The organism is Bacteroides sp. AF25-38AC (assembly GCF_003602995.1).
GTDB classification, from domain to species: Bacteria; Bacteroidota; Bacteroidia; order Bacteroidales; family Bacteroidaceae; genus Bacteroides; species Bacteroides uniformis.
Genome location: NZ_QTMD01000009.1, coordinates 54,237 through 76,021 on the forward strand (window position 1 = coordinate 54,237; position 21,785 = coordinate 76,021).

Genomic DNA, 21,785 nt, shown 5'->3' on the forward strand with positions numbered 1-21,785 from the left:
AAGGTGGTAAGGTGATAGAGTGATAGCACTTTACCACTTTATCACTTTTATTACTTTATTGCATTTATCACTTTACCGTTTTTATCGCATTTATCACCTCATTACTTTTTTGATGAAGAAACCCTCCCTCCTCCCAGTCATTATCGGTACGGGCTTTGGCTCGGGCTTTTCTCCTTTTGCACCCGGCACTGCGGGAGCTTTGCTGGCTACGCTTATCTGGTTCGGGTTGTCTTATCTGGTTTCAAGTGCCTGCCTTTTGTGGCTGACAGTAGCATTGATTTTGGTATTTACACTTGCCGGTATCTGGGCTGCTAACCGCCTGGAGGCATCTTGGGGCGAAGACCCTTCGCGCGTGGTGGTCGATGAAATGGTCGGTGTGTGGATTGCCTTGCTTGCGGCGCCCGCCGGACATGTATGGTATGCATTGGGAGCATTTGTCTTGTTCCGTTTGTTTGATATATTCAAGCCCTTGGGCATTCGCCGTATGGAAAGTCTGCCGGGTGGAATCGGGGTAATGATGGACGATATTCTGTCTGGAGTCTACGGATTTATAATTTTGATTGTGGCAAGATGGATAATCAGTTGAAATCAAATGGCAAAGGTGTGTCGTGGCGCCATTCTGTCTGGATCTTCTTCAAGGCCCAGATTTCTGCGCAATTCGCAAGCTTTGTCGATTTTCTGGTGACTATCCTTCTGGTAAAGGCTTTTGCTGTTTTTTATCTTTATGCCACATTCACGGGTTCCGTGGTAGGAGGCATTGTAAACTGTGCCATTAATTACGGATGGGTGTTCCATGCCGAAGACTGTAAGAAAACGCATGTTGCCGTGAAATATCTCTTTGTCTGGGGAGGCAGCATTATACTGAATACCTGGGGCACTTTTGCACTGACCGAGTGGCTTACGGGCATGACATGGGTCAATGGGCTGTTGGGATATTATATAGACAATGTATTTATTCTGTCAAAGATAATAGTAGCAGTGCTGGTAGCTTTTTTTTGGAACTACCATCTGCAACGTTTTTTCGTTTATCGTAATCACAATATAAAAGGCTTTCTGAAACATTATTTAGAGAACAAAAAAGACGAATATGAATTATAGAGATTGGTTGCAGCAGGTGATATACAAGATTATCAATCCTGTGGTGCATGGTATGATTAGAATTGGCATTACGCCTAACTTTATTACGACTACGGGGCTGGTGCTGAATATCGTGGCGGCTGCCTTGTTTGTGTATGCCGGGGTGTACAAGAGTGGTGAACTGGCCTATGTAGGCTGGGGAGGCGGTATTGTGCTCTTTGCCGGGTTGTTTGACATGATGGACGGACGTGTGGCACGCGTGGGTAAAATGAGTTCTACTTTCGGTGCGCTCTACGACTCAGTACTCGACCGTTACAGCGAGCTCGTGACATTGTTCGGCATCTTCTATTACCTGATGCTGCAAGGCTATTTGTGGGGCTCCATCATTACATTCATTGCGCTGATAGGTTCGCTGATGGTGAGTTACGTGCGTGCCCGTGCCGAAGGTTTGGGGCTGGAGTGTAAAGTGGGTTTCATGCAGCGCCCCGAACGCGTTGTGCTGACTGCCCTCGGTGCCATGTTCTGCGGTATCTTTGGTGATTGTACTTTATTCGACCCGATGCTGATACTAATTGTGCCTATGGCAGTGATTGCAATATTGGCGAATTTGACGGCATTTGCCCGCTTGGCGCATTGCTATAAACTACTGAAAGACAAGGAATGAAAAATAGTTTGTTTCCCTCTGTGAGAGAGGCGGTGCTGGTGATTGTCATCACAGCGTTTTTCCTGATTCTGACAGCGGTCTGTATCGGGCTTCGTCCGGAACATTTCCTGATGGCGGGTGTATTTTTGGTATTGTTCTTTGCCGGACAGACAACCCGTAAGTTGGCAGTGGCGCTGTTGCCGTTTTTCATATTCGGCATTTCGTATGACTGGATGCGCGTATATCCCAATTACCAGGTGAATCCCATTGATGTAAAAGGACTTTATGAGGCAGAAAAATCCCTTTTTGGCTTGTCTGTAGACGGTGCTGTCCTTATCCCTTGTGAGTATTTTGCTTTGAACCATTGTCCTGTTGCCGATTTCTTTGCCGGGATATTCTATCTCTGTTGGGTACCGGTTCCCATTGCATTCGGGTTGTGGCTCTATCTGAAGGGTGACCGTAAGGTATATCTTCGTTTTGCGATGGTGTTCCTGCTGGTTAATCTCATCGGTTTTGCCGGCTATTACATCCATCCCGCTGCTCCGCCCTGGTATGCCATGAATTATGGTTTCGAGCCGATACTCGACACTCCGGGCAATGTGGCCGGCTTAGGACGTTTTGACGAATTGCTGGGATGCTCCATCTTCAACTCCATTTACGGAAGGAATGCCAATGTATTTGCAGCAGTGCCCTCGCTCCATGCCGCCTATATGGTGGTGGCTTTGGCCTACGCGGTTATGGACCGCAGCAAAAAGTGGTTGATAGCGTTGTTTGCGGTGATTATGGTCGGTATCTGGTGGACGGCTGTCTATTCGGGACACCATTATCTGATTGATGTGATGCTGGGCATCTCTTGTGCATTGCTGGGTATTTTTGTTTTTGAGAAAGGACTGATGAAGTGGGGAGCGTTCGGACGCTTCTTTGAAAGATACAGTCGATACATTAAATAAGGTATACAATGAATAATTTTGTTTTTTATAGTCCTACAGAGTTTGTCTTTGGCAAGAATACTGAAGTGCAAGTCGGTGCATTGGCGCGTAAGTATGGTGCACAAAAAGTGATGATAGTATATGGAGGCGGTTCTGTTGTACGGAGTGGTCTGCTGGATAGAGTGAAGCAATACTTGCAGGAAGCCGGTGTGGCTTATTGCGAAATGGGAGGTGTCCAGCCCAATCCCATTGACGGTAAGGTGTACGAAGGTATTCAGCTTTGCCGTCGTGAGCAGGTGGATATGATGCTTCCTGTGGGAGGTGGTTCGGTCATAGATACGGCAAAGGCCATTGCTGCCGGAGCCCTCTATGATGGGGACTTCTGGGATTTCTTTATCGGTCGTGCCAAGGTGGAGAAAGCGTTGAAAGTAGCCGTGGTGCTGACTATCCCGGCTGCCGGAAGCGAGGGTTCGGGCAATACGGTAATTACCAAGACAGAGACACTCCAAAAACTGGGTCTCTGTGCCCCCGAGCATTTGCGTCCCGTATTTTCCATCATGAATCCTGAACTGACCTACACCCTCCCGGCTTATCAGACGGCTTGTGGCATTGCCGACATGATGGCCCACATCATGGAGCGTTACTTCACGAATACACCGGATGTGGAAATCAGCGACCGGCTTTGTGAAGGCACCTTGACAGCTATCATTAAAGAAGCTTACCGGGTGAAACAGCAACCGGACAACTATGCCGCGCGTGCCAACATTATGTGGTGCGGCACTGTGGCGCATAACGGAACTTGTGGGGTAGGGCGTGAGGAAGACTGGGCATCCCATGCACTGGAACATGAAATCAGTGCTATCTATAATGTAGCCCACGGTGCCGGCTTGGCTGTAATCTTCCCTGCCTGGATGGCTTTTATGGCAGAACATAATCCGGCAAAGATAGCCCAGTTTGCCCATCGTGTTTTTGATATACCCAAGTCCGAAGATTTGGAAGAGATGGCTTTGGCAGGTACTGCCCGACTGAAACACTTTTTCCGTTACATGGGCTTGCCGGTTAGCTTTAAGGAGTTGGGTATCGAGCATCCCGATATAGACCGTATGCTCGTCAGTCTGCGGCGCAATAAAGGCGAACTGCTTGGCAACTACGTGAAGCTGACCATGACTGATTGCAGGGAAATCTATCGTTTGGCTTTATAACGAAAGGCATGTTTGGGGAGAGCTCCCCCAAAGCAAGAGCTAAAAAAGACGGCGAAGATAAATACCCTTCGCCGTCTTTTTTATTTGATTTCGATTTCTTCCTTCATGTCTATCTCTTCCCCTTGCAGGTCGTAGAATACATATTCCAGGAATGCTAATTTCTGGTTTGGAATAATCTTGATACCGAATCCGTACTTCATCTGCCACTTCCGTTTCAAGGAGACGAGTCCCTGATTGACGTAGGCTGCGATGTACGGGTGGATGTGTAACGAGAATTTCTTTATCTTCAATTTGTTGACCAGGTAGTCAATCTTACTCTCTAAGGTGTCCGTAAAGAGGATGGACGATTTGATGGTGCCTTTACCGAAGCAGGTGGGGCAGGTTTCCGTCGTATTTACATCCATAGCCGGGCGTACACGCTGGCGTGTAATCTGCATCAGTCCGAATTTACTGAGCGGCAGGATGTTGTGACGTGCTCTGTCTTTCTGCATGTTGGCACACATACGTTCGTAAAGCTTCTGTCGGTTTTCGGCTTCATTCATGTCGATGAAGTCCACCACGATGATACCACCCATATCCCTTAGTCTGAGCTGGCGTGCCAGTTCGTCGGCTGCACCCAGATTCACTTCCAGTGCGTTGGCCTCCTGCCCGTTGGCATTCTTGGTGCGGTTACCGCTGTTCACGTCTACTACGTGAAGCGCCTCAGTATGCTCAATAATCAGGTAGGCACCACTTTTGTATGAAATGGTCTTGCCGAATGACGACTTGATTTGTTTGGTGATACCAAAATTGTCGTAAATGGGGAGTTGACCTTTGTACAGCTTCACAATTCCTGCCCGTTCAGGGGCGATGAGGGTTACGTAATCCTTGATTTCGTGGTACACAGCCTCGTTGTTCACGTGGATGTTTTCGAAGGAAGGATTGAACAAGTCGCGCAACAGTCCTACGGCACGGCTGGTTTCTTCGTAAATCAGTGTCGGAAATTTGGTGGCCTTCTGTACTTTTGTAATGGCATCTTCCCAATGTTTCAGTAATACTTTAAGCTCTCCGTCGAGCTCGGCAACACGTTTTCCTTCGGCCACGGTGCGGACGATGACGCCGAAGTTTTTCGGCTTGATACTCATCAACAGTTGCTTGAGGCGTGCGCGCTCTTCGCTCGATTTAATTTTTTGTGATACGGAAACCTTGTCATTGAAGGGAATCAGCACGAGGTATCTTCCGGCAAAGGAAAGTTCGGAAGTCAGTCGCGGCCCTTTGGTAGAGATAGGTTCCTTGACAATTTGCACCACTACTTCTTGTCCCACCTTGAGTGTGTTGGAAACCGTTCCGTCCTTTTCAAGGTCGGGAAGTATGGTTGCTTTGGTAATGGGATTCAGCTTCTTCTTGTCGCTTAAAGTTTGCTTTACGTACTTCTCTAACGAGTTAAATTGAGGACCCAGGTCCAGATAATGAAGAAAAGCGTCTTTCTCGTAACCCACGTCCACGAAGCAGGCATTCAGGCCGGGCATCAATTTCTTGACGCGTCCCAAATACATGTTGCCCACCGAAAAGGAGATGTTTCTTCCTTCGCTCTGGAGTTCCACCAGCTGCTTGTCTTCAAGCAGTGCAATGGATACCTCTTTGGGCTGTACGTCTACAACGAGTTCGCTTGTCACAATAATTGGCTTTTAAATGATTCAATTTACTACTTAAACAAAGAACAAACCCGCGAGACATTTTGCTTCACAAGTTTGTTCTTTATTTTGTCCTTCAGACTAAAAATTACTTTTTGCTTTTATGTCTGTTCTTTCTTAGTCTTTTTTTACGCTTGTGCGTAGACATTTTATGTCTTTTTTTCTTCTTTCCGCTTGGCATAGCTTCAAAATTTTTATGGGTTAATACTATTGTTTATTATTTCTTCACTGAGAGGGTGAACGTTTTTGCAGGCTTAAATGCCGGAATGTTATGTTCCGGAATGATTATTGTAGTGTTCTTGGAGATGTTGCGAGCAGTTTTCTGAGCTCTTTTCTTCACTACAAAACTACCAAACCCGCGGAGGTAAACATTTTCATCTTTGGATAAAGATGCCTTTACTGCGTCCATGAATGCTTCAACGGTTGTAAGTACGGTTGTCTTATCAATTCCGGTGTTCTTTGTAATTTCGTTTACAATATCAGCTTTAGTCATTTTTCTTTAAAAAAAATATTATTACTATAGTTTTCCTAATTTTTTGGACTGCAAATATATAGCTTTTCCGTGGCTCTAAAAAATATATTTCGGACAATTTTCTAAAAAAGTCTTGGCATTAAGCTTTGTTAGGCTGAAAATGAAGTATTTTTGCAGCATGAATATTTTTAGCGGAACATTGTTGGACTGGTATGCGGAGAACAAACGCGACCTTCCGTGGCGAAATACCACGGACCCTTATCTGATATGGATTTCTGAAATCATCTTACAACAGACAAGAGTGGCGCAGGGGTATGAGTATTTTCTGCGTTTCATAAAACGCTTCCCGGATGTGGTGTCGCTGGCTGCTGCGTCCGAGGACGAAGTGATGAAATATTGGCAGGGCCTGGGGTACTATTCGCGTGCCCGCAACCTGCATGCCGCAGCCAAAAGCATGAAGGGGACATTTCCGAAAACCTATGCAGAGGTACGTGCTTTGAAGGGAGTGGGGGATTATACGGCAGCGGCCATCTGCTCCTTTGCCTATGACATGCCTTATGCGGCGGTCGACGGGAATGTGTATCGGGTGCTTTCCCGCTATTTCGGCATTGATGTTCCCATTGATTCTACTGAAGGGAAAAAGACTTTTACCGCTTTGGCGGGTGAGGTGCTCGATAAATCCAGGCCGGCAGATTATAACCAGGCAATTATGGACTTCGGAGCCGTGCAGTGTACGCCGCAGTCGCCCAACTGTCTGTTTTGTCCTTTGTCCGGCAGCTGCCGGGCATTGTCTGAAGGAAAAGTGCAGCAACTGCCCGTGAAGCAGCACAGAACCAAGACCACCAACCGCTATTTTAATTATATATATGTACGCATGGGCGCGCATACCTTGATACATAAGAGGACGGAGGACGATATCTGGAAAAATCTCTTTGAATTGCCTCTGGTTGAAACGGAAAAAGATTTATCCGAAGAGGAATTTCTGGCATGTCCGCAGTTTCATGCGCTGTTTGCAGAGGGAGAGGTGCGGATGGTCCGTACACTGCTTCGGGGGGTGAAACATGTATTGTCCCACAGAGTGATTTACACCAACTTCTACGAGGTTACTCTGCCCGATAATTCGAGCTCCTTCTCAAGTTACCAACGGGTTGCAGTCGAAGATTTGGGTCGTTATGCGGTGCCCCGCCTTATACATGCTTTCTTGGAGAAATATGTATAAAAGTTGTTTGTATTCTTGCATGGTGTGAATATTCTCGTTAATTTTGGCAGCAAATTAATAAAATAGAAGCTTATGTCAGTAAATAAAGTGATATTGATAGGAAATGTGGGACAAGACCCTAAAATAACCTATTATGAAGGTGGAAACTGTGTTGCCCAGCTTTCTTTGGCCACTACGGAGAAAGGATACACTTTGCAGAATGGTACGCAGATTCCGGACCGTACCGAATGGCATAACCTGATATTCCGTGGCCGTTTAGGCGAAATCGTTGAGAAATATGTGCATAAAGGCGATAAGCTTTACGTGGAAGGTAAGATACGTACCCGTTCTTACGATGACCAGGGAGGCATCAAGCGTTATGTGACTGAGATATTTGTCGACAATATGGAGATGCTGACTCCGAGAACGGCAACTCCCGGTGCTGGCCCTTATGCGCCGCAGGCGGGAGCCGCCCCCCAGCCACAACAACCAGTACAACCGCAGGCTGCCCCTGCACAAGATAACCCGACGGACGACTTGCCGTTCTAATTGTTTAACTAAAACCAAAATCTTTGGACCCAGACGCTTATTTATGCCAGTTGGCAGATGTTTTTAACGGTATATCCGTACAGACTCCTTCTATTTCGGCCGTTGTAGCCATTGTGTTGGCAGGTTTGCTTTTGCTTGTTTCCGGTTTTGCATCAGCTTCCGAAATAGCCTTTTTCTCTCTTTCTCCGTCAGACCTGAATGCAATAGCGGAGAGAAAGCATCCTTCGGATGAGAAAATCAGTAATCTGCTGGACAACAGCGAACGTTTGTTGGCAACGATTCTGATTACGAACAACTTCGTGAATGTAACCATAATCATGCTCTGCAACTTCTTCTTTATGAATGTGTTCCAATTTCATTCTCCCATTGCAGAGTTCCTCATTCTGACAGTAGTCCTTACATTTTTGCTGTTGCTTTTCGGTGAAATCATGCCTAAGATATATTCGGCTCAGAAGACGCTGGCTTTCTGCCGTTTTGCCGCTCCCGGCATCACGTTTTGCCGTTCCGTATTCTATCCGATGGCATCTATGCTGGTACGTTCCACCTCTTTCTTGAACAAGCATATGGTCCGCAAGAACCATAACATATCGGTCGATGAACTCTCGCATGCGTTGGAGCTGACCGACAAGGCAGAGCTTTCGGAGGAGAATAATATTCTGGAAGGTATCATCCGCTTTGGCGGGGAAACGGCCAAGGAGGTCATGACCTCTCGCCTTGATGTGGTGGACCTGGATATCCGTACCCCTTTCAAAGATGTGGTGAAGTGCATCGTAGAGAATGTCTACTCCCGTATTCCCATCTATGCGGATAGCCGTGACAATATCAAGGGGGTGCTTTATATCAAGGATTTGCTTCCCCATCTGAACAAAGGGGATAATTTCCGTTGGCAGTCGCTTATCCGGCCCGCCTATTTTGTGCCCGAAACCAAGATGATTGATGATTTGCTGCGCGATTTCCAGGCAAACAAGATTCATATAGCCATTGTGGTCGATGAGTTCGGTGGTACGTCGGGCATTGTCACCATGGAGGACATTATTGAGGAGATTGTGGGCGAAATTCATGACGAATACGATGATGAAGAACGTACATATGCCGTACTGAATGACCACACTTGGGTATTTGAAGCCAAGACCCAGCTGACTGATTTCTATAAAATAACGAAGATAGACGAGGAAACGTTCGATGAGGTGGCAGGGGATGCCGATACGCTTGCCGGACTTCTGCTGGAACTGAAGGGGGAATTTCCTGCTCTCCATGAAAAGGTGACCTACGGCCGTTATGAGTTTGAGGTGTTGGAGATGGACAACCGCCGTATCCTGAAAGTGAAGTTCACAGTAAATGCCCCGGCAGAACCCAACTCTTCTTCCCTTTAATTTTTAATTATTAATTTTTAAATTGTTCCGTGCCCCTCTTCTTGCAACATACCGCTCTTCCCTGTCGATGGGGAATTTGGAAAACGGAGGAATCTCCGGAGGAATTGCTGGCCATGCTTCCTCATCAGGAAGTATACCGGGAAGGTATGCGGCGCTTCACCGCGGCACACCGCCGTTTGGAGTGGTTGGCTGTCCGCGTATTGCTTTATACTCTGTCGGGAGAAGAGAAAGAGATTGCCTATCATCCCAGTGGGAAACCTTATCTGGCGGATGACTCCGCCTCTCTCAGTATTTCGCATACGAAAGGTTATGTGGCTGTTGTCTTGGGATTGCCGGGTCGGGAAGTGGGTGTTGACATCGAGCAGTATGGTGAGCGGGTAAGGAAGGTGGCACATAAATTCATGCGCGAAGATGAACAGCCATCCGTGTTTCGCGGAACAGACACTTGGTCACTGTTGCTGCACTGGTCGGCTAAGGAGACCATGTTCAAATGCCTGAATGCTTCCGAGGTTGATTTTCGCGGGCACATGCGCATTCTGCCTTTTGCTGTAAATGAAAGCGGCGTATTCTCCGCCGAAGAATATCGTACGGTGGAGAAACGCCGGTTCACTATTCATTATTATTTGTTTCCGGATTTTGTCTTGACATTGAGTCTGTAAATCTCTTACAGCCTTTCCAGTTGTACCGTGAAGTGTCTCATCAACGGAGCTTCCCAGGTGATGCGCACTCCGCGGGTAATACTTTCCCGTTTGTCATATACATTTTTCAAAGCGGCTGCCACCACATCCATGTGGTTGTTGGTATACACGCGGCGGGGGATGGCAAGCCGAAGCAAGTCCAGGCCGTTGAAGCGGTTTTCGCGGGTCACCGGGTCGCGGTCTGCCAGCAGATACCCGATTTCGCAGCCGCGTATGCCTGCTTCCAGATAGAGCTCAGCGGTCAGTGTTTGTGCCGGGAATTCTTCTTTGGGCACATGTGTCAGCACTTTGGGGGCATCCACAAATATGGCATGGCCGCCTGCGGGACGTTGGTAGGGTATCCCGTACTCATCCAGTTTCATGGCTAGATAGCCCACCTGGTGAATGCGGGTTTCCAGATTGTCAAATTCAGTATTTTCATCCAGGCCGATGGCAAGGGCGTTCATGTCACGACCGTTCATGCCTCCGTAAGTAAGGTAGCCTTCGAACTGCACGCAGAAGCCTTTGGCACCTTCATACCAGTCTTTCCGGCGGGTGGCTATGAATCCGCCCATGTTGACAATACCGTCTTTTTTGGCACTCATCGTCATACCGTCGGCAAGGTCAAACATCTCGCGGGTAATTTCCTTTATGCTCTTGTTGCGGTAACCTTCTTCTCTCATTTTGATGAAGTAGGCATTTTCCGCAAAGCGTGCCGAGTCAAAGAGAACGGACTTGCCGTACTTGTCGGCAATGGCGCGGACTTCGCGCAGGTTCTGCATGGAAACCGGCTGGCCGCCTGCAGTGTTGTTGGTTATGGTGACGATGACGAACGGTATCCGTTCGCTATGTTCCTGTAATGCTTTTTCCAGTTTTTTAGGGTCTACATTGCCTTTGAAGGGAATTTCCAGCTGTGTCTGTTTGGCTTCGTCTATGGTGCAGTCCAGAGCCAATGCCCGGCGTCCCTCGATATGTCCTTTGGTGGTGTCGAAATGGGAGTTTCCCGGCACAATGTCGCCCTCGTGCACCAAGTAGGAGAAGAGTACATTTTCGGCAGCGCGTCCCTGGTGGGTGGGGATAATGTATTCAAATCCGGTGAGGCGGGTGATGACTTCCTTCAGTTTGAAGAATGAGGTGGCTCCGGCATAGCTTTCGTCACCCAGCATCATGCCTGCCCATTGGCGGTCGCTCATGGCTCCGGTGCCCGAGTCGGTGATGAGGTCGATATAAACTTGTTCCGATTTGAGTTGGAATACGTTGTAGTGGGCCTCTTTCAGCCATTGTTCGCGTTCCTGGCGGGTACTTTTGCGGATAGGTTCCACCATTTTGATTTTCCATGCTTCGGCAAATGGTAATTCCATAGACTCTGTATCTTTAATAATTTGACAATAGGTTAACGGATAAACCGATTATTGCGGTTTAATGTGCCGAATTTAGACAAAATCTATGTAATAACCAATTTAAATATGACTTTTTGTAATGTAAATGTCCGGACGAAATCACTTCGGCCGGACATCATCAAATAAACTTGGCAGAGTTTATTACCTTCTTTACTTTCTCTGAATTAGGTTTGATGAATGAAATGATGGACGGTTTGTCCGGCTCATTAGACTCAACGCTTTTTCCTCGAAAGCAATGATAAAGTATGCATGGCAGGTCTTCTGACTTGTTTCTGTTGCAGGCGCCTTCCCGGAAGAATATTCCAGTGGCATAGAGTAATTGTCTGCAACGTTGCACGAAACTTACAGCAGCGGGACTGTCCAGGATTTACACCTGATTCCCTTTTAATCGCTTTCCCAGAAGAGGGGGAGCGAACCAATGCATGACAAAGATACGGATTCTTTTTGAGAAAACAATTCTATGAGTGATAAATTTTCTTCCCCGCTCTCTTTCTTTTTGCCGACAAATTGGCAAGGTTTTGCCACCCTCTTGGCAAGACTTTGTCACCGCGTTGGCAAAACTTTGCCATAGGCATGGCAAAAGTTTGCCAAAAGCATGGCAATAGGTTGGCAAAATTACTCTCTGATTGATAGTGACTTAAGGCGATTTAAGCAATCCGTCATGTCGGTAAGGTGAAAAGATACCAATACAAGCCACACTTGCCACAAGAACCTTCTCCAGAGGTATGCAAAGCATTTTGTTTGGTGTGGTAAAACGGGCTGTTATCTCTCTTTTGCCAGTGTGAATACAAACTCCAGTCCTCCACCTTGGTTGTTTTTGGCAGAGATGGTGCCTCCGTGAATAAGGACTGCATTCTTCACTATGGCGAGCCCCAAGCCGGTGCCGCCCAACTTGCGCGAGCGTCCTTTGTCTACACGGTAGAAGCGTTCGAACAAACGGTTCAGATGTTCGGGAGAAACGCCGATGCCGGTATCGGCAAAACTGAAATAGTAGTAATTCTCGTCTTCGCGGAAACAACTGATGTTGATGTGTATGTTGGTGCCGGCATAAGCGATGGCGTTGTCCATGAGATTGCGGAAGATGGAGTAGAGTAGAGAGTAGTTGCCCCGCAACTGTATCTTCGGTTTTAGGGAATTGACAACGGTGATTTGCTTCTGTTCCAGTTCCAGGGACACTTCGTTGACGATGTTTGAAACCAGCATGCTGATGTCCACCTTTTCCATATCAATCATGTTGGCGGCTTCGTCCATGCGGGTCAGTACGGATATGTCGCGCAGCAGGCGGCTCAGGCGGTTACTTTGCGCGTAGCAGCGTTCCAGGAAGACCTGCATCTTTTCGGGTGCAATGTTTTCGTTGTTCACGATGGTTTCCAGATAACCTTGTATGCTGCTTACGGGGGTTTTCAGCTCGTGGGCGATGTTCTGGGTCAACTGCCGTTTCAGCCGTACTTGCTCTTCTTCCTGGGTGATGTCGTTGATGGAAATTTCAAAGCTGAGGTCTTGGAAGATGATGCACTCCACGATGAAGGTGCGTCCGTTCTTGTTGATGTGTACGGACATCCTTCGTTCTTCGTTGTAGGAGGGGCGCTTCTGCGCCTTGTTGATGAAATCCGTTATCTTCTGGAATTCGCAGATGGAGAATATCTCTTCGGTAGCCTGCAGGTTGGAGTCTGAAATCAGATTGCCGTATTGGGTGAACAGATTGTTTACCAATATCTCCTTTTTGTCTCTGTTGAATACGCCCAGTCCTTCGCGGGAGGTTTGCAAATGGGTGATAAGCTTTTCGCGCTCAATGTAAAGCGCCTCTTTGGTTTCGCGCAGGCGCTTGTATATCTGTATGATATGCTGCGAAATCTCTCCAAGCTCATTGTGCGGAAAGGCGGCTTGTATGTCCATGTCTATAGGTTCGTTCTTGTCGGCTCTTTTGGCAAACTCGCGCAGGTGGTTGATGGCGCTGCCCAGTTTGGAGGTGAATTTGTAGAAGACGGATATCAGCAGCAGTGATACAATGACCGTGAACCAGATGTAGTGTGGGTCGGCAGCCAGATTGTTCATCAGGTTGACGTTGTAGGGGAGGGCTGAACGGATGATGCAGCCTTCGTAGGCGGTGGCAGAATAGAAATAGGTCTTGCCGGTGGTTTCGGAGATGCGCCGTAAGTCGTAGCCCTTGCCGTCTTTCAGCGCTTTCTGCACTTCGGGGCGTTTGATGTGGTTGTCCAGTTCATGGCTGTCGTTCTGGGAGCTGTCGAACAATACGTTGCCATGAAGGTCTACCACAGTGACGCGCAATTCCTTGTTCACATGCTTGGAGATGTAGCTGTCCAGCATGGAAGTCCATAGGCTGTCGGGGAGGTAGCGAAGCTCCTGGTGCAGTCTGTCGTTATAATCTTGCAGCTGCATGTCCAGCAGCTCCACTTTGTATTCCTTTTCCCGCTGATACTGGTAGGCGATGAAGCAGGCGGCGAATACGAGGAACAACGAGATGACCGAAAGGAAAAGCTTCCGGCTGAAGGACAGAAAGTGTCTGTCGTTATTCGGCTTCGAAACAATAACCATATCCCAAGCGTGTTACGATACATTTGCCATAAACTCCGATTTTCTTGCGCAGACGTGTGATGTTCACGTCGATGGTGCGGTCCAGCACATATACTTCGTCGCTCCAGATGCGGTTCAGTATATCCTCGCGCGAGAATACGCGTCCTTTATTCTGCAAAAGCAGCAATAAGATTTCAAACTCTTTTTTGGTGAGCGGTGCCTCTTCACCGTCAATGCAGACTTTCTTCTTGATGACGTTCAGCACCAGCGTCTTGTAGACAATCTGTTCCGGTGCATGCTCTGTCTCTCCTTGCTGGGTGCGTCTCAGTACGGCTTTGACACGTGCCGCTACTTCGCGCAGCGAGAAGGGTTTGGATATATAGTCGTCCGCTCCCAGGTTGAAGCCAGTCACGGTGTCATTTTCCGTATCTTTGGCGGTAATGAAGATGATGGGTATCTGGGCCGTCTTCTTGTCCTTCTTCAGCATACTTGCCATTTTGAAGCCGGAAATTTCTCCCATCATCACGTCCAGCAGTAGTAGGTTGTAGCTGCCAATGTCCATTCTCAGAGCTTCTTCGGCAGAGTTCGCCGTATCCACTTCGTAGCCTTCGTTTTCGAGGTTGAACTTCAGAATTTCACATAAGTCTTCTTCATCGTCCACTACTAAAATCCGGTAATCGTTCATTGCTTTGTTGTTTATGTATGACAAGGATAAAACAATTCTCTTGTCACAAAGTTAAACTTTATTTCTTTTTATCGGCAAAAATAGTGCAAACCGAATGCAGAATTTTCATGTTTGCATGAAAACTTGTGCTGAGATGCAGGCCATTTCTACTTTCTGGGTACAAAAGTGAGGCTAATTTGTTACGGAATGATGAAACAAGTGTTACATTTGGGTTACATTAAATTCTCGTTTATCTAAAAGCCCTGTCACATATAAAATATTATCTTTGCTTCGTAAATATTGAATTGTATGAAAGAACTTATGTATATCAGGAGTTTCTCTAAAAGGCGTTTGCCGGTTATTGTGGAAACTCTGCTTTTAGTGATAATCGGCTCTGTCTGGCTGAATACGGCTCCTTTCCGTTCGGGCTTTGATATCGCGGATGAGCTGGGCGGTAATATATTCCCTTCCAGTATCCTTTCAGTGGCTACCACCGATGCTCAGGTCATAGTGCCGGTAGACTCCATGTATGTAGGTAATCCGAAGTCGTGCATCGCTGTCCGTGTCCGTTCGAGGAATGCTTATAGCCGGGTGCGGGTAGAAGTTGCGGAGACTCCGTTCTTTTCCCGTTCAGTGTCGGAATTTGTGCTGGCAAAACCGCGTACGGAGTATATTATCTATCCTGATATCATATGGAATTATGAGGCTCTGAAGAATAACAACCAGGCGGAACCCATTAGTGTGGCCGTTATGGTAGAGATGAACGGTAAGGATTTGGGGCAGAGGGTGCGTACTTTTTCCGTTCGCAGCATTAATGAATGTCTGTTGGGGTATGTCACGAATGGTACAAAATTCCATGATACCGGCATCTTTTTTGCAGCATATGTAAATGAGGAGAATCCTATGATTGACAAACTGTTGCGTGAAGCGCTGGATACGCGTATCGTCAACCGTTTTTTAGGCTATCAGGGAGGTGCCGAAGTGGTGGACAGGCAGGTTTATGCCTTGTGGAATGTACTGCAGAAGCGTAAGTTCCGTTATAGCTCGGTCTCCAATACGAGCCTTTCCAGCAATGTGGTCTTTTCACAGCGTGTGCGCACGTTCGATGACGCCTTGGAGTCCTCGCAAATCAACTGTGTGGATGGAAGTGTGCTTTTTGCTTCTCTGCTCCGTGCCATCAACATAGAACCTATATTGGTGCGCACCCCGGGGCATATGTTTGTAGGATACTACACGGATTCCAGTCATAAAGACATGAATTTCCTTGAAACGACCATGATTGGTGATGTGGATTTGGATGATTTCTTTCCGGACGAACAATTGGATTCGACGATGGTGGGAAAGTCGCAGAACCAGATGTCGCGCATCACCTTTGACAAGTCCAAGGAGTATGCCAATAAGAAGTATGCCCAGAATAAGGAAGGCATTCATTCCGGCAAACTGAACTATATGTTTCTGGAAATATCCAAAGAGGTGAGAAGGAGAATACAGCCGATAGGGAAATGAGGCGTAGAATGCAAACAGCCGATTTTCACGAACCGGCCGTTCCAATCATCATCTATGAATGAAGACCGTTGAGAGGCTTCAATGAATTAAATCTCACACTCATGCTACGTGCTGTCATGAAATAATCTGTACCATTATATATGTCACCACTACTGATATGGAAATTCCACAACATGGAAAGAGACCAGTTCTTATAAGTGAAACTTGTATATATTAGTATTATGCTGAAAAATAAAATGTTGATGTAGATTATATATGGAATTTGTTATTGTTAATAGTCTAACACTATTTTTTGATGAACTTATGAATCATTTTAACTAATTTGCTTTTTAGAACCCTTATCTATACCAATATCCCCACGTAATTAAGTTCTTTTTATATAAAAAGATTTATGCATATGCTTTAATGCGTAAATCAAATAGTTCAAAATATTGCTATATATAAATGATAAATGTGATGTGTTTTTCCGTTTTTTTGCATCATTGAGATATATTATATACAAGTACGGCATCAATATGATTAAGAGTTAATGCTTTGAATAATTACTAAATAGATATTTAAAACTTTGCAAAAATATAAATGCAAATGTTTTAATATTTATTTAGTAATTTTTAATTCGATTGATGATGTAATTTCTAAATTAATTCATATGTTTGCAAACAAATCCAAATAATAGAGCTTATGAAAAGAAATTATTGCTTATCATTAGTGTTGCTTGCATTGTTTGGGGTGTCTGCACCTTTTGCTGCTAATGCAGCTGTTGAAAGTGTGCTAAGTTCCCAAAGTGCTCAGCAAGCCAAGAAAATCACAGGTAAAGTTTTAGATGCGGCAGGCGAACCCATCATCGGCGCCAGCGTGTTAGTAAAAGGTTCTGGTACCGGCGCTGTGACGGATATTGATGGAAATTTTTCTGTAGAGGCGCCGGTGGGTAGCACATTGGAGGTATCTTTCATTGGGTACAAAACAGTGACATTGAAGGTGACGAACGCCACTACTTATACTGTGAGTTTACAAGATGACTCGCAAGCGCTGGACGAAGTGGTTGTGACGGCAATGGGTATCAAGAAAGAGCGCAAAGCTTTGGGATATTCAATGGAGGATGTGAAGTCGGATGAATTGATGAAGATGAAAACTGCCAATCCTATTTCATCCCTTTCGGGGAAAGTGGCCGGTGTGAATGTTACTCAGTCATCCGGTGCCGCTGGTGCGGGCGCTCAGATTATATTGCGTGGAGGAACGTCGGGTGCTGAAGGCAAAGACAATCAGCCGCTCTTTGTGGTGGATGGTGTTATTTTTGATAACTCTTCATCAGTGGTGGGCAATTCGGCTTTCGATGGTTCTATGCGTTCTGCCTCTACTACTTCCAATCGTTTGATGGATATAAACCCCGAAGATATAGAAAGTATGTCGGTGCTCAAAGGCCCTGCAGCTGCCGCTTTATACGGTTCACGTGCAGCCAACGGAGTTATTCTTATCACTACCAAGAAAGGTAAAGAGGGCGTGGTTGAAGTGAATATCAATTCTAAGTTTACTGCTTCATGGGTAAAGAGCCTGCCGCAAACGCAACGCCAATATGCCCGTGGATATATGGAAGACCAATATGATTCAAAGAAGAACTATACTGGTACTGTGTTTAATGACTTTGCTTATACTTCGTGGGGAGAGAAGTCGAACGCAGCTACTTATGATAACATAGGTGATTTCTTTCAAGGCGGAAACATTTTCGATGAAAGTGCCAGCGTAGCCGGGGGTACCAAGAATAGTAAATTCTATCTTTCAGGGTCTTACTATGATCAGGTAGGTGTTGTGCCCGAGACCGGATACAAGAAATATGCTTTCCGTTTCAATGGTGAGCAGAAGGTGGGGATTTTTACCTTTAACGCCAGTGCCGCATATAGCGATGCTCATACGGACCGTACTTTGACGGGTGCCGGACTTTATAATTCGAGTGGTAATGGTGCTCTTTATGGTGTGTACAACTGGTCTCCTTTCGACCGAATGACCCACTATCAGAACGAGGATGGTACCCGTTATCGTTTGTTTGGCGATCGTCTTGATCCATGGGACGAACGCGACAACCCCTATTGGATTGTCAATCGTAACCACATGTATGACGACATCGACCGTTTCAATGGGATGCTCAGTATAAAAGCCGATATTGCCAAATGGTGGTTTGTTTCTTATAAAATAGGTATTGACCGTTATACCCAAACTGCTTCCAACCGTTTGGCTGCCAATGGCGTGCTTAAACAAGTGTGGCAAAAAGGTATGATGAGTGACAACACCCAGCAGTTCCGCTATATGAGCCATGACTTTATGTCGAACATGAGCCATAAGTTCGGTGATTTCGATTTGAATCTTTTGTTGGGTGCCACAATGGACGAAACCAAGACAGACCGTAGCTCGATGATGGCTTGGAACTTTTCCGTTCCTGATTTTTTCTCATACGCCAATGCCAGTAAAGACAATAAGCAATTCACACATGCAGCTACTAAGAAACGTTTGGTAGGAGCTTTTGGAGAATTCCGTGCATCATGGAAAAATATGCTCTATCTCACTGTGAGCGGTCGTAATGACTGGACTTCTACTCTTCCTCTTGAAAACCGTTCGTACTTCTATCCTTCGGTAAGCGGTTCATTCGTATTTACTGAAGCCTTGCAGCGACTCGGTTGGCTGGATGACAGTGTGCTCAACTTTGGTAAATTGCGTGCATCGTGGGCCAAGGTAGGTAAAGATACCGGTGTGTACGAATTGGAAACTGCCTTATGGCCTACGGGTACCTATCTTGACGGTACGGTAGGTGTGGGAAATACTTGGACACGCGGTAATGACAAACTGAAACCGGAAATGACCAAGTCTACCGAAATAGGCGTGGAATTGAGTTTCTTCAAAAACCGCCTGCACATAGACTATGCTTACTATACCAACGATTCATATAATCAGATTCTTGCTCCTCGCGGTCCGCAATCTACCGGTTACATCTTTTGGAGTATCAATGCGGGCAATGTGTATAACAAAGGTATGGAACTCTCTATTTCGGGAACTCCCATACAGACTAAGGACTGGACATGGGACATTGGCTTGAACATGGCAGGTAATCGTGGTACTTTGGACGGGCTTCCCGAAGGTATGGGCGTGATGTATGTTACCGATGTGCAATATGCCGGTATGCAGGCAGCCTCGTTCAGCGGTGGAGATTTTATGGGTATTGCCGGTACCAAATGGAAACGTAATGACGCCGGTGAGGTGATACTCGACAAAAACGGTATGCCTACTTATGACAAAACCCTTGTAGCAGTAGGTAATCGTGAGTCATCGTTTACCGGTGGATTGAACAACACCCTTACTTGGAAGAATTTTACTTTCAATATGCTATGGGAATTCCGTGTAGGTGGCGATGTGGTCAACGGTACTCAATATGCTATGGATAACAGCGGTGTGAGCCAGTTCTCTGCCGATGTACGCAATCGTTCTCTCACTGTAACGGGTGTCAATGCCAATGGTGACCCAGTGACCAATACTTGGGAGGCCGATAAAACCTATACTTTTAATGGAGTACAAATGAGTGGTTACAACATCATTAAGGATTACTATCAGAACTATTATTCTAAGGAGTCAGCCAACTATATTACCGATGTCAACTCTTTGCGTTTGCGTTCTGTTTCATTGAGCTATGAGTTTCCTAAAACGTGGCTTTCCAAGATTGGATTTGTAAAGCGTGCTTCGGTATCGGTAGCTGCTACCAATCTATTGCTCATCACCAATTACGACGGTGATCCTGAAGTGGCTGCCGCTGGTGCGGGTGTAGGTGGCTCATCATCAGTAGGATTTGACTACTGCGGTGTACCTGCCACTTCTACCATGTCATTTGGCTTGAATCTTACTTTCTAACTCTTAAAAAACAGAAGCAATATGAAATTATTCAAATCTATGATATTATGTAGTGTGGGTGCCCTTATGACTTTGTTCTCGGGGTGTAGTGACTGGCTCGATGTAAATGTCGATCCCGAAAATCCCACAGCCGGAAATGCGACCTATGATTCACGATTGGCACATATTGAATTTTATACCAACAGTGCCACTCAGTTTGCTGCTTGGCGTTCCAGTATGTCTATGGGCGATTGGACACGCTATTATGACGGCGGCACTTATTGGAGCATGTCTTATTGGAGTCCTCAGACCGGTGCCGTTACCACTCCCTACCAATGGTGGTTCTGTGGAGCTGCTGTAAATATTCCATTTTTGATTGACAAGGCTACGGCAGCCGAGGCTTGGCATTATGTGGGTGCAGCTCGCGTAATTCGTGCCTATGGTTTTATGCTTATGACAGACCTTTATGGAGAAATGCCTTACAAGTCGAGTGAGGCTGAAGCCGGTGTTACTCCTACCTATAATGACGGAAAAACAATCTATTTGGGCTGTTTGGCCGATCTTGACACCGCTATCGAGATGTTCCAAAAAGAGCAAGGGTCTGCGACAGCTTCGTTGGCTGTAGGCGATATTTGGAATGGTGGTAGTGTAGACAAGTGGCTTAAATTGGCATATTTACTTAAAGCACGTTACATTAACAAGCTTATTAAAAAGGGTGAAGGCAGTTATCTTGAAGGGAAATACGATGCCGCAGAAATCTTGGCTTGTCTTGACAAGGCTCAGCAAAGCAATGCCGACAATACCGTATTCAATCATATTGATGCCAATAATTCGCATGATGTATTGGGATGGGACGAACCGGTTGATTATTCACCGCTCTTTTCTGTATGTGGCATGAATGCCGGCTATATGCCTACCAAGATGCTTTACGATAATCTGACAAATTTTGCCGGAAGTGGAATAGAAGATCCGCGTGCCGATAAGATTTTACCTTGGGCATATTCGAAGCAATCAAGTAATTCACCCGCAGAGGTGAAGTTCAAAAACGGTTGGCGTCGTTCTATGGGTGTAGACATGATTGGCAATGATAGTCCCAGCCTTACCGGCGGACCGTTGCGCTCGAACTTCTCGGCAGCCAAAGGTTGGTGGATTGACAGTGAATCTTCTACCCGTAAGGGGGACACTATTTATGTAGAGTGTACCAGTCAGTGCAAAGCTTATCAAGGACGTCCTGATTTACTTTATCGTCGCGATGGCACTGATGCCTCTCGCGAATCGGGAACTTTCTATACTCGCGTGTCTTCTCCCACCTATATTGGAACCTATGCCGAAGCTTGTTTCATACGTGCTGAAGTACTCTTTAACCAAGGTAATAAAGGAGCGGCTTTTAATGCTTATAAGAAAGGTATTGCAGCCAGTATCGACGGTATGAACGATAAGTTGAAAGTGTGGTGCCGTGAAGATGCCAATTTGGAAGCATGCCCCTCGTTCTCTCCTATGACGCAAACCGATATTGACAACTATTTGAACAATGGTATCGGCACTGAAGAGAATATTACTTTGGGCAAGATTCTTACTCAAAAGCGTTTGGCATTGCATTTTTCCATGGAAATTTGGAACGATATGCGTCGCTACGATTTTAATCCGGAGCTTTTCTTAGGCTGGGGTATTCCTGCACGCTATGGCGTTGATGCTACTGCCCAAAAGAATATTCCGCAAGGTAAACAGTTCCGTCGTTGGCAGCAATGCAGTCATGAACTCAATTATAATACGGCCAATCTGCAAGCTATCGGTGCCACTGTTCCGGGAGCTGATACTTCAATTGCACTTTGGAATGCTGCCGAGGACGTATGGACTTTACCCGTATGGTGGGACAGTGCCCAAAACTAATTTTTCATTGCATTTTATTTTGTGATACAAATTCATTATCTTTACGCCCAAAATGTGGATTTTAAGATATAGTTAAGATATTGAAGGCTCTAATGGTCTTCATTCATAGATGATGATTGGAACAGCC

Annotated in this window: 17 protein-coding genes and 1 riboswitch; of the genes, 12 read left to right on the top strand and 5 right to left on the bottom strand. The window is 46.1% G+C overall.

The window, feature by feature from the left end; translation table 11 throughout:
* The first annotated feature begins 112 nt into the window (after positions 1-112).
* Genes DWY55_RS07950 through DWY55_RS07970 form a run of 5 tightly spaced genes read left to right on the top strand, consistent with a single transcriptional unit; the run spans position 113 to position 3,851 of the window.
* The gene (locus tag DWY55_RS07950; protein ID WP_005826764.1) at positions 113-586 is read left to right on the top strand and encodes a phosphatidylglycerophosphatase A; all 474 of its coding nucleotides are present in this window, start codon (positions 113-115) and stop codon (positions 584-586) included.
* Positions 571-1,098, top strand: coding sequence for a GtrA family protein (locus DWY55_RS07955; RefSeq protein ID WP_005826761.1), 528 nt, complete (start codon positions 571-573; stop codon positions 1,096-1,098). The genes DWY55_RS07950 and DWY55_RS07955 overlap by 16 nt, the downstream gene beginning before the upstream one ends.
* Positions 1,088-1,741, top strand: coding sequence for a CDP-alcohol phosphatidyltransferase family protein (locus tag DWY55_RS07960; RefSeq protein WP_005826758.1), 654 nt, complete (start codon positions 1,088-1,090; stop codon positions 1,739-1,741). Before DWY55_RS07955 ends, DWY55_RS07960 begins: the two co-directional genes overlap by 11 nt.
* Positions 1,738-2,670, top strand: a complete 933-nt coding sequence (locus tag DWY55_RS07965; protein WP_008663722.1) for a phosphatase PAP2 family protein — start codon at positions 1,738-1,740, stop codon at positions 2,668-2,670. Before DWY55_RS07960 ends, DWY55_RS07965 begins: the two co-directional genes overlap by 4 nt.
* A gap of 8 nt (positions 2,671-2,678) precedes the next feature.
* Positions 2,679-3,851 (top strand): iron-containing alcohol dehydrogenase, encoded by a 1,173-nt coding sequence (locus DWY55_RS07970; RefSeq protein WP_005826754.1) that lies wholly within the window; start codon positions 2,679-2,681, stop codon positions 3,849-3,851.
* Between the two features lie 80 nt (positions 3,852-3,931).
* Here the strand turns inward: DWY55_RS07970 and DWY55_RS07975 are convergent, their stop codons facing one another.
* On the bottom strand, positions 3,932-5,506 hold the full coding sequence (locus tag DWY55_RS07975) for a ribonuclease E/G (protein ID WP_005826752.1): 1,575 nt from the start codon (positions 5,504-5,506) through the stop codon (positions 3,932-3,934).
* Between the two features lie 235 nt (positions 5,507-5,741).
* Positions 5,742-6,017, bottom strand: a complete 276-nt coding sequence (locus DWY55_RS07980) for an HU family DNA-binding protein (RefSeq protein ID WP_005826750.1) — start codon at positions 6,015-6,017, stop codon at positions 5,742-5,744.
* A 157-nt stretch (positions 6,018-6,174) separates the two neighbouring features.
* Here DWY55_RS07980 and mutY point away from each other — a divergent pair, with 157 nt between their 5' ends.
* The 4 genes from mutY to DWY55_RS08000 all read left to right on the top strand — a co-directional run bounded on the left by mutY (position 6,175) and on the right by DWY55_RS08000 (position 9,775).
* On the top strand, positions 6,175-7,215 hold the full coding sequence (gene mutY, locus DWY55_RS07985; protein WP_008663717.1) for an A/G-specific adenine glycosylase: 1,041 nt from the start codon (positions 6,175-6,177) through the stop codon (positions 7,213-7,215).
* Between the two features lie 72 nt (positions 7,216-7,287).
* Positions 7,288-7,743: a single-stranded DNA-binding protein gene (locus DWY55_RS07990; protein ID WP_005826745.1), complete on the top strand. Its 456-nt coding sequence runs from the start codon at positions 7,288-7,290 to the stop codon at positions 7,741-7,743.
* 23 nt (positions 7,744-7,766) lie between these two features.
* Positions 7,767-9,116, top strand: coding sequence for a gliding motility-associated protein GldE (gldE, locus tag DWY55_RS07995; protein ID WP_005826743.1), 1,350 nt, complete (start codon positions 7,767-7,769; stop codon positions 9,114-9,116).
* 29 nt (positions 9,117-9,145) lie between these two features.
* The gene (locus DWY55_RS08000; RefSeq protein ID WP_005826741.1) at positions 9,146-9,775 is read left to right on the top strand and encodes a 4'-phosphopantetheinyl transferase family protein; all 630 of its coding nucleotides are present in this window, start codon (positions 9,146-9,148) and stop codon (positions 9,773-9,775) included.
* Between the two features lie 5 nt (positions 9,776-9,780).
* Here DWY55_RS08000 and DWY55_RS08005 read toward each other — a convergent pair whose 3' ends face one another.
* The 3 genes from DWY55_RS08005 to DWY55_RS08015 form a co-directional block, all read right to left on the bottom strand.
* Complete coding sequence (locus DWY55_RS08005) at positions 9,781-11,154, bottom strand: tryptophanase (protein WP_120178053.1); 1,374 nt, start codon at positions 11,152-11,154, stop codon at positions 9,781-9,783.
* 272 nt (positions 11,155-11,426) lie between these two features.
* A riboswitch (cobalamin riboswitch) is annotated at positions 11,427-11,628 on the bottom strand.
* 327 nt (positions 11,629-11,955) lie between these two features.
* Positions 11,956-13,749, bottom strand: a complete 1,794-nt coding sequence (locus tag DWY55_RS08010; RefSeq protein ID WP_005835971.1) for an ATP-binding protein — start codon at positions 13,747-13,749, stop codon at positions 11,956-11,958.
* Entirely contained in the window at positions 13,724-14,413 is a 690-nt protein-coding gene (locus tag DWY55_RS08015; protein ID WP_117878035.1) for a response regulator transcription factor, read from the bottom strand. Before DWY55_RS08015 ends, DWY55_RS08010 begins: the two co-directional genes overlap by 26 nt.
* Before the next feature lie 288 nt (positions 14,414-14,701).
* Here DWY55_RS08015 and DWY55_RS08020 point away from each other — a divergent pair, with 288 nt between their 5' ends.
* The 3 genes from DWY55_RS08020 (at position 14,702) to DWY55_RS08030 (ending at position 21,658) form a co-directional block, all read left to right on the top strand.
* On the top strand, positions 14,702-15,898 hold the full coding sequence (locus tag DWY55_RS08020) for a hypothetical protein (protein WP_117878037.1): 1,197 nt from the start codon (positions 14,702-14,704) through the stop codon (positions 15,896-15,898).
* A gap of 681 nt (positions 15,899-16,579) precedes the next feature.
* On the top strand, positions 16,580-19,789 hold the full coding sequence (locus DWY55_RS08025) for a SusC/RagA family TonB-linked outer membrane protein (RefSeq protein ID WP_016273377.1): 3,210 nt from the start codon (positions 16,580-16,582) through the stop codon (positions 19,787-19,789).
* A gap of 21 nt (positions 19,790-19,810) precedes the next feature.
* Positions 19,811-21,658: a SusD/RagB family nutrient-binding outer membrane lipoprotein gene (locus DWY55_RS08030; RefSeq protein ID WP_005826719.1), complete on the top strand. Its 1,848-nt coding sequence runs from the start codon at positions 19,811-19,813 to the stop codon at positions 21,656-21,658.
* Positions 21,659-21,785 lie beyond the last annotated feature (127 nt).

Bases quoted from the DNA above. Each gene is read 5' to 3' on its own strand.
- DWY55_RS07950 (WP_005826764.1), top strand. From the start codon at position 113: ATGAAGAAACCCTCCCTCCTCCCAGTCATTATCGGTACGGGCTTTGGC.
- DWY55_RS07955 (WP_005826761.1), top strand. From the start codon at position 571: ATGGATAATCAGTTGAAATCAAATGGCAAAGGTGTGTCGTGGCGCCAT.
- DWY55_RS07960 (WP_005826758.1), top strand. From the start codon at position 1,088: ATGAATTATAGAGATTGGTTGCAGCAGGTGATATACAAGATTATCAAT.
- DWY55_RS07965 (WP_008663722.1), top strand. From the start codon at position 1,738: ATGAAAAATAGTTTGTTTCCCTCTGTGAGAGAGGCGGTGCTGGTGATT.
- DWY55_RS07970 (WP_005826754.1), top strand. From the start codon at position 2,679: ATGAATAATTTTGTTTTTTATAGTCCTACAGAGTTTGTCTTTGGCAAG.
- DWY55_RS07980 (WP_005826750.1), bottom strand. From the start codon at position 6,017: ATGACTAAAGCTGATATTGTAAACGAAATTACAAAGAACACCGGAATT.
- mutY (WP_008663717.1), top strand. From the start codon at position 6,175: ATGAATATTTTTAGCGGAACATTGTTGGACTGGTATGCGGAGAACAAA.
- DWY55_RS07990 (WP_005826745.1), top strand. From the start codon at position 7,288: ATGTCAGTAAATAAAGTGATATTGATAGGAAATGTGGGACAAGACCCT.
- DWY55_RS08005 (WP_120178053.1), bottom strand. From the start codon at position 11,154: ATGGAATTACCATTTGCCGAAGCATGGAAAATCAAAATGGTGGAACCT.
- DWY55_RS08010 (WP_005835971.1), bottom strand. From the start codon at position 13,749: ATGGTTATTGTTTCGAAGCCGAATAACGACAGACACTTTCTGTCCTTC.
- DWY55_RS08015 (WP_117878035.1), bottom strand. From the start codon at position 14,413: ATGAACGATTACCGGATTTTAGTAGTGGACGATGAAGAAGACTTATGT.
- DWY55_RS08020 (WP_117878037.1), top strand. From the start codon at position 14,702: ATGAAAGAACTTATGTATATCAGGAGTTTCTCTAAAAGGCGTTTGCCG.
- DWY55_RS08025 (WP_016273377.1), top strand. From the start codon at position 16,580: ATGAAAAGAAATTATTGCTTATCATTAGTGTTGCTTGCATTGTTTGGG.
- DWY55_RS08030 (WP_005826719.1), top strand. From the start codon at position 19,811: ATGAAATTATTCAAATCTATGATATTATGTAGTGTGGGTGCCCTTATG.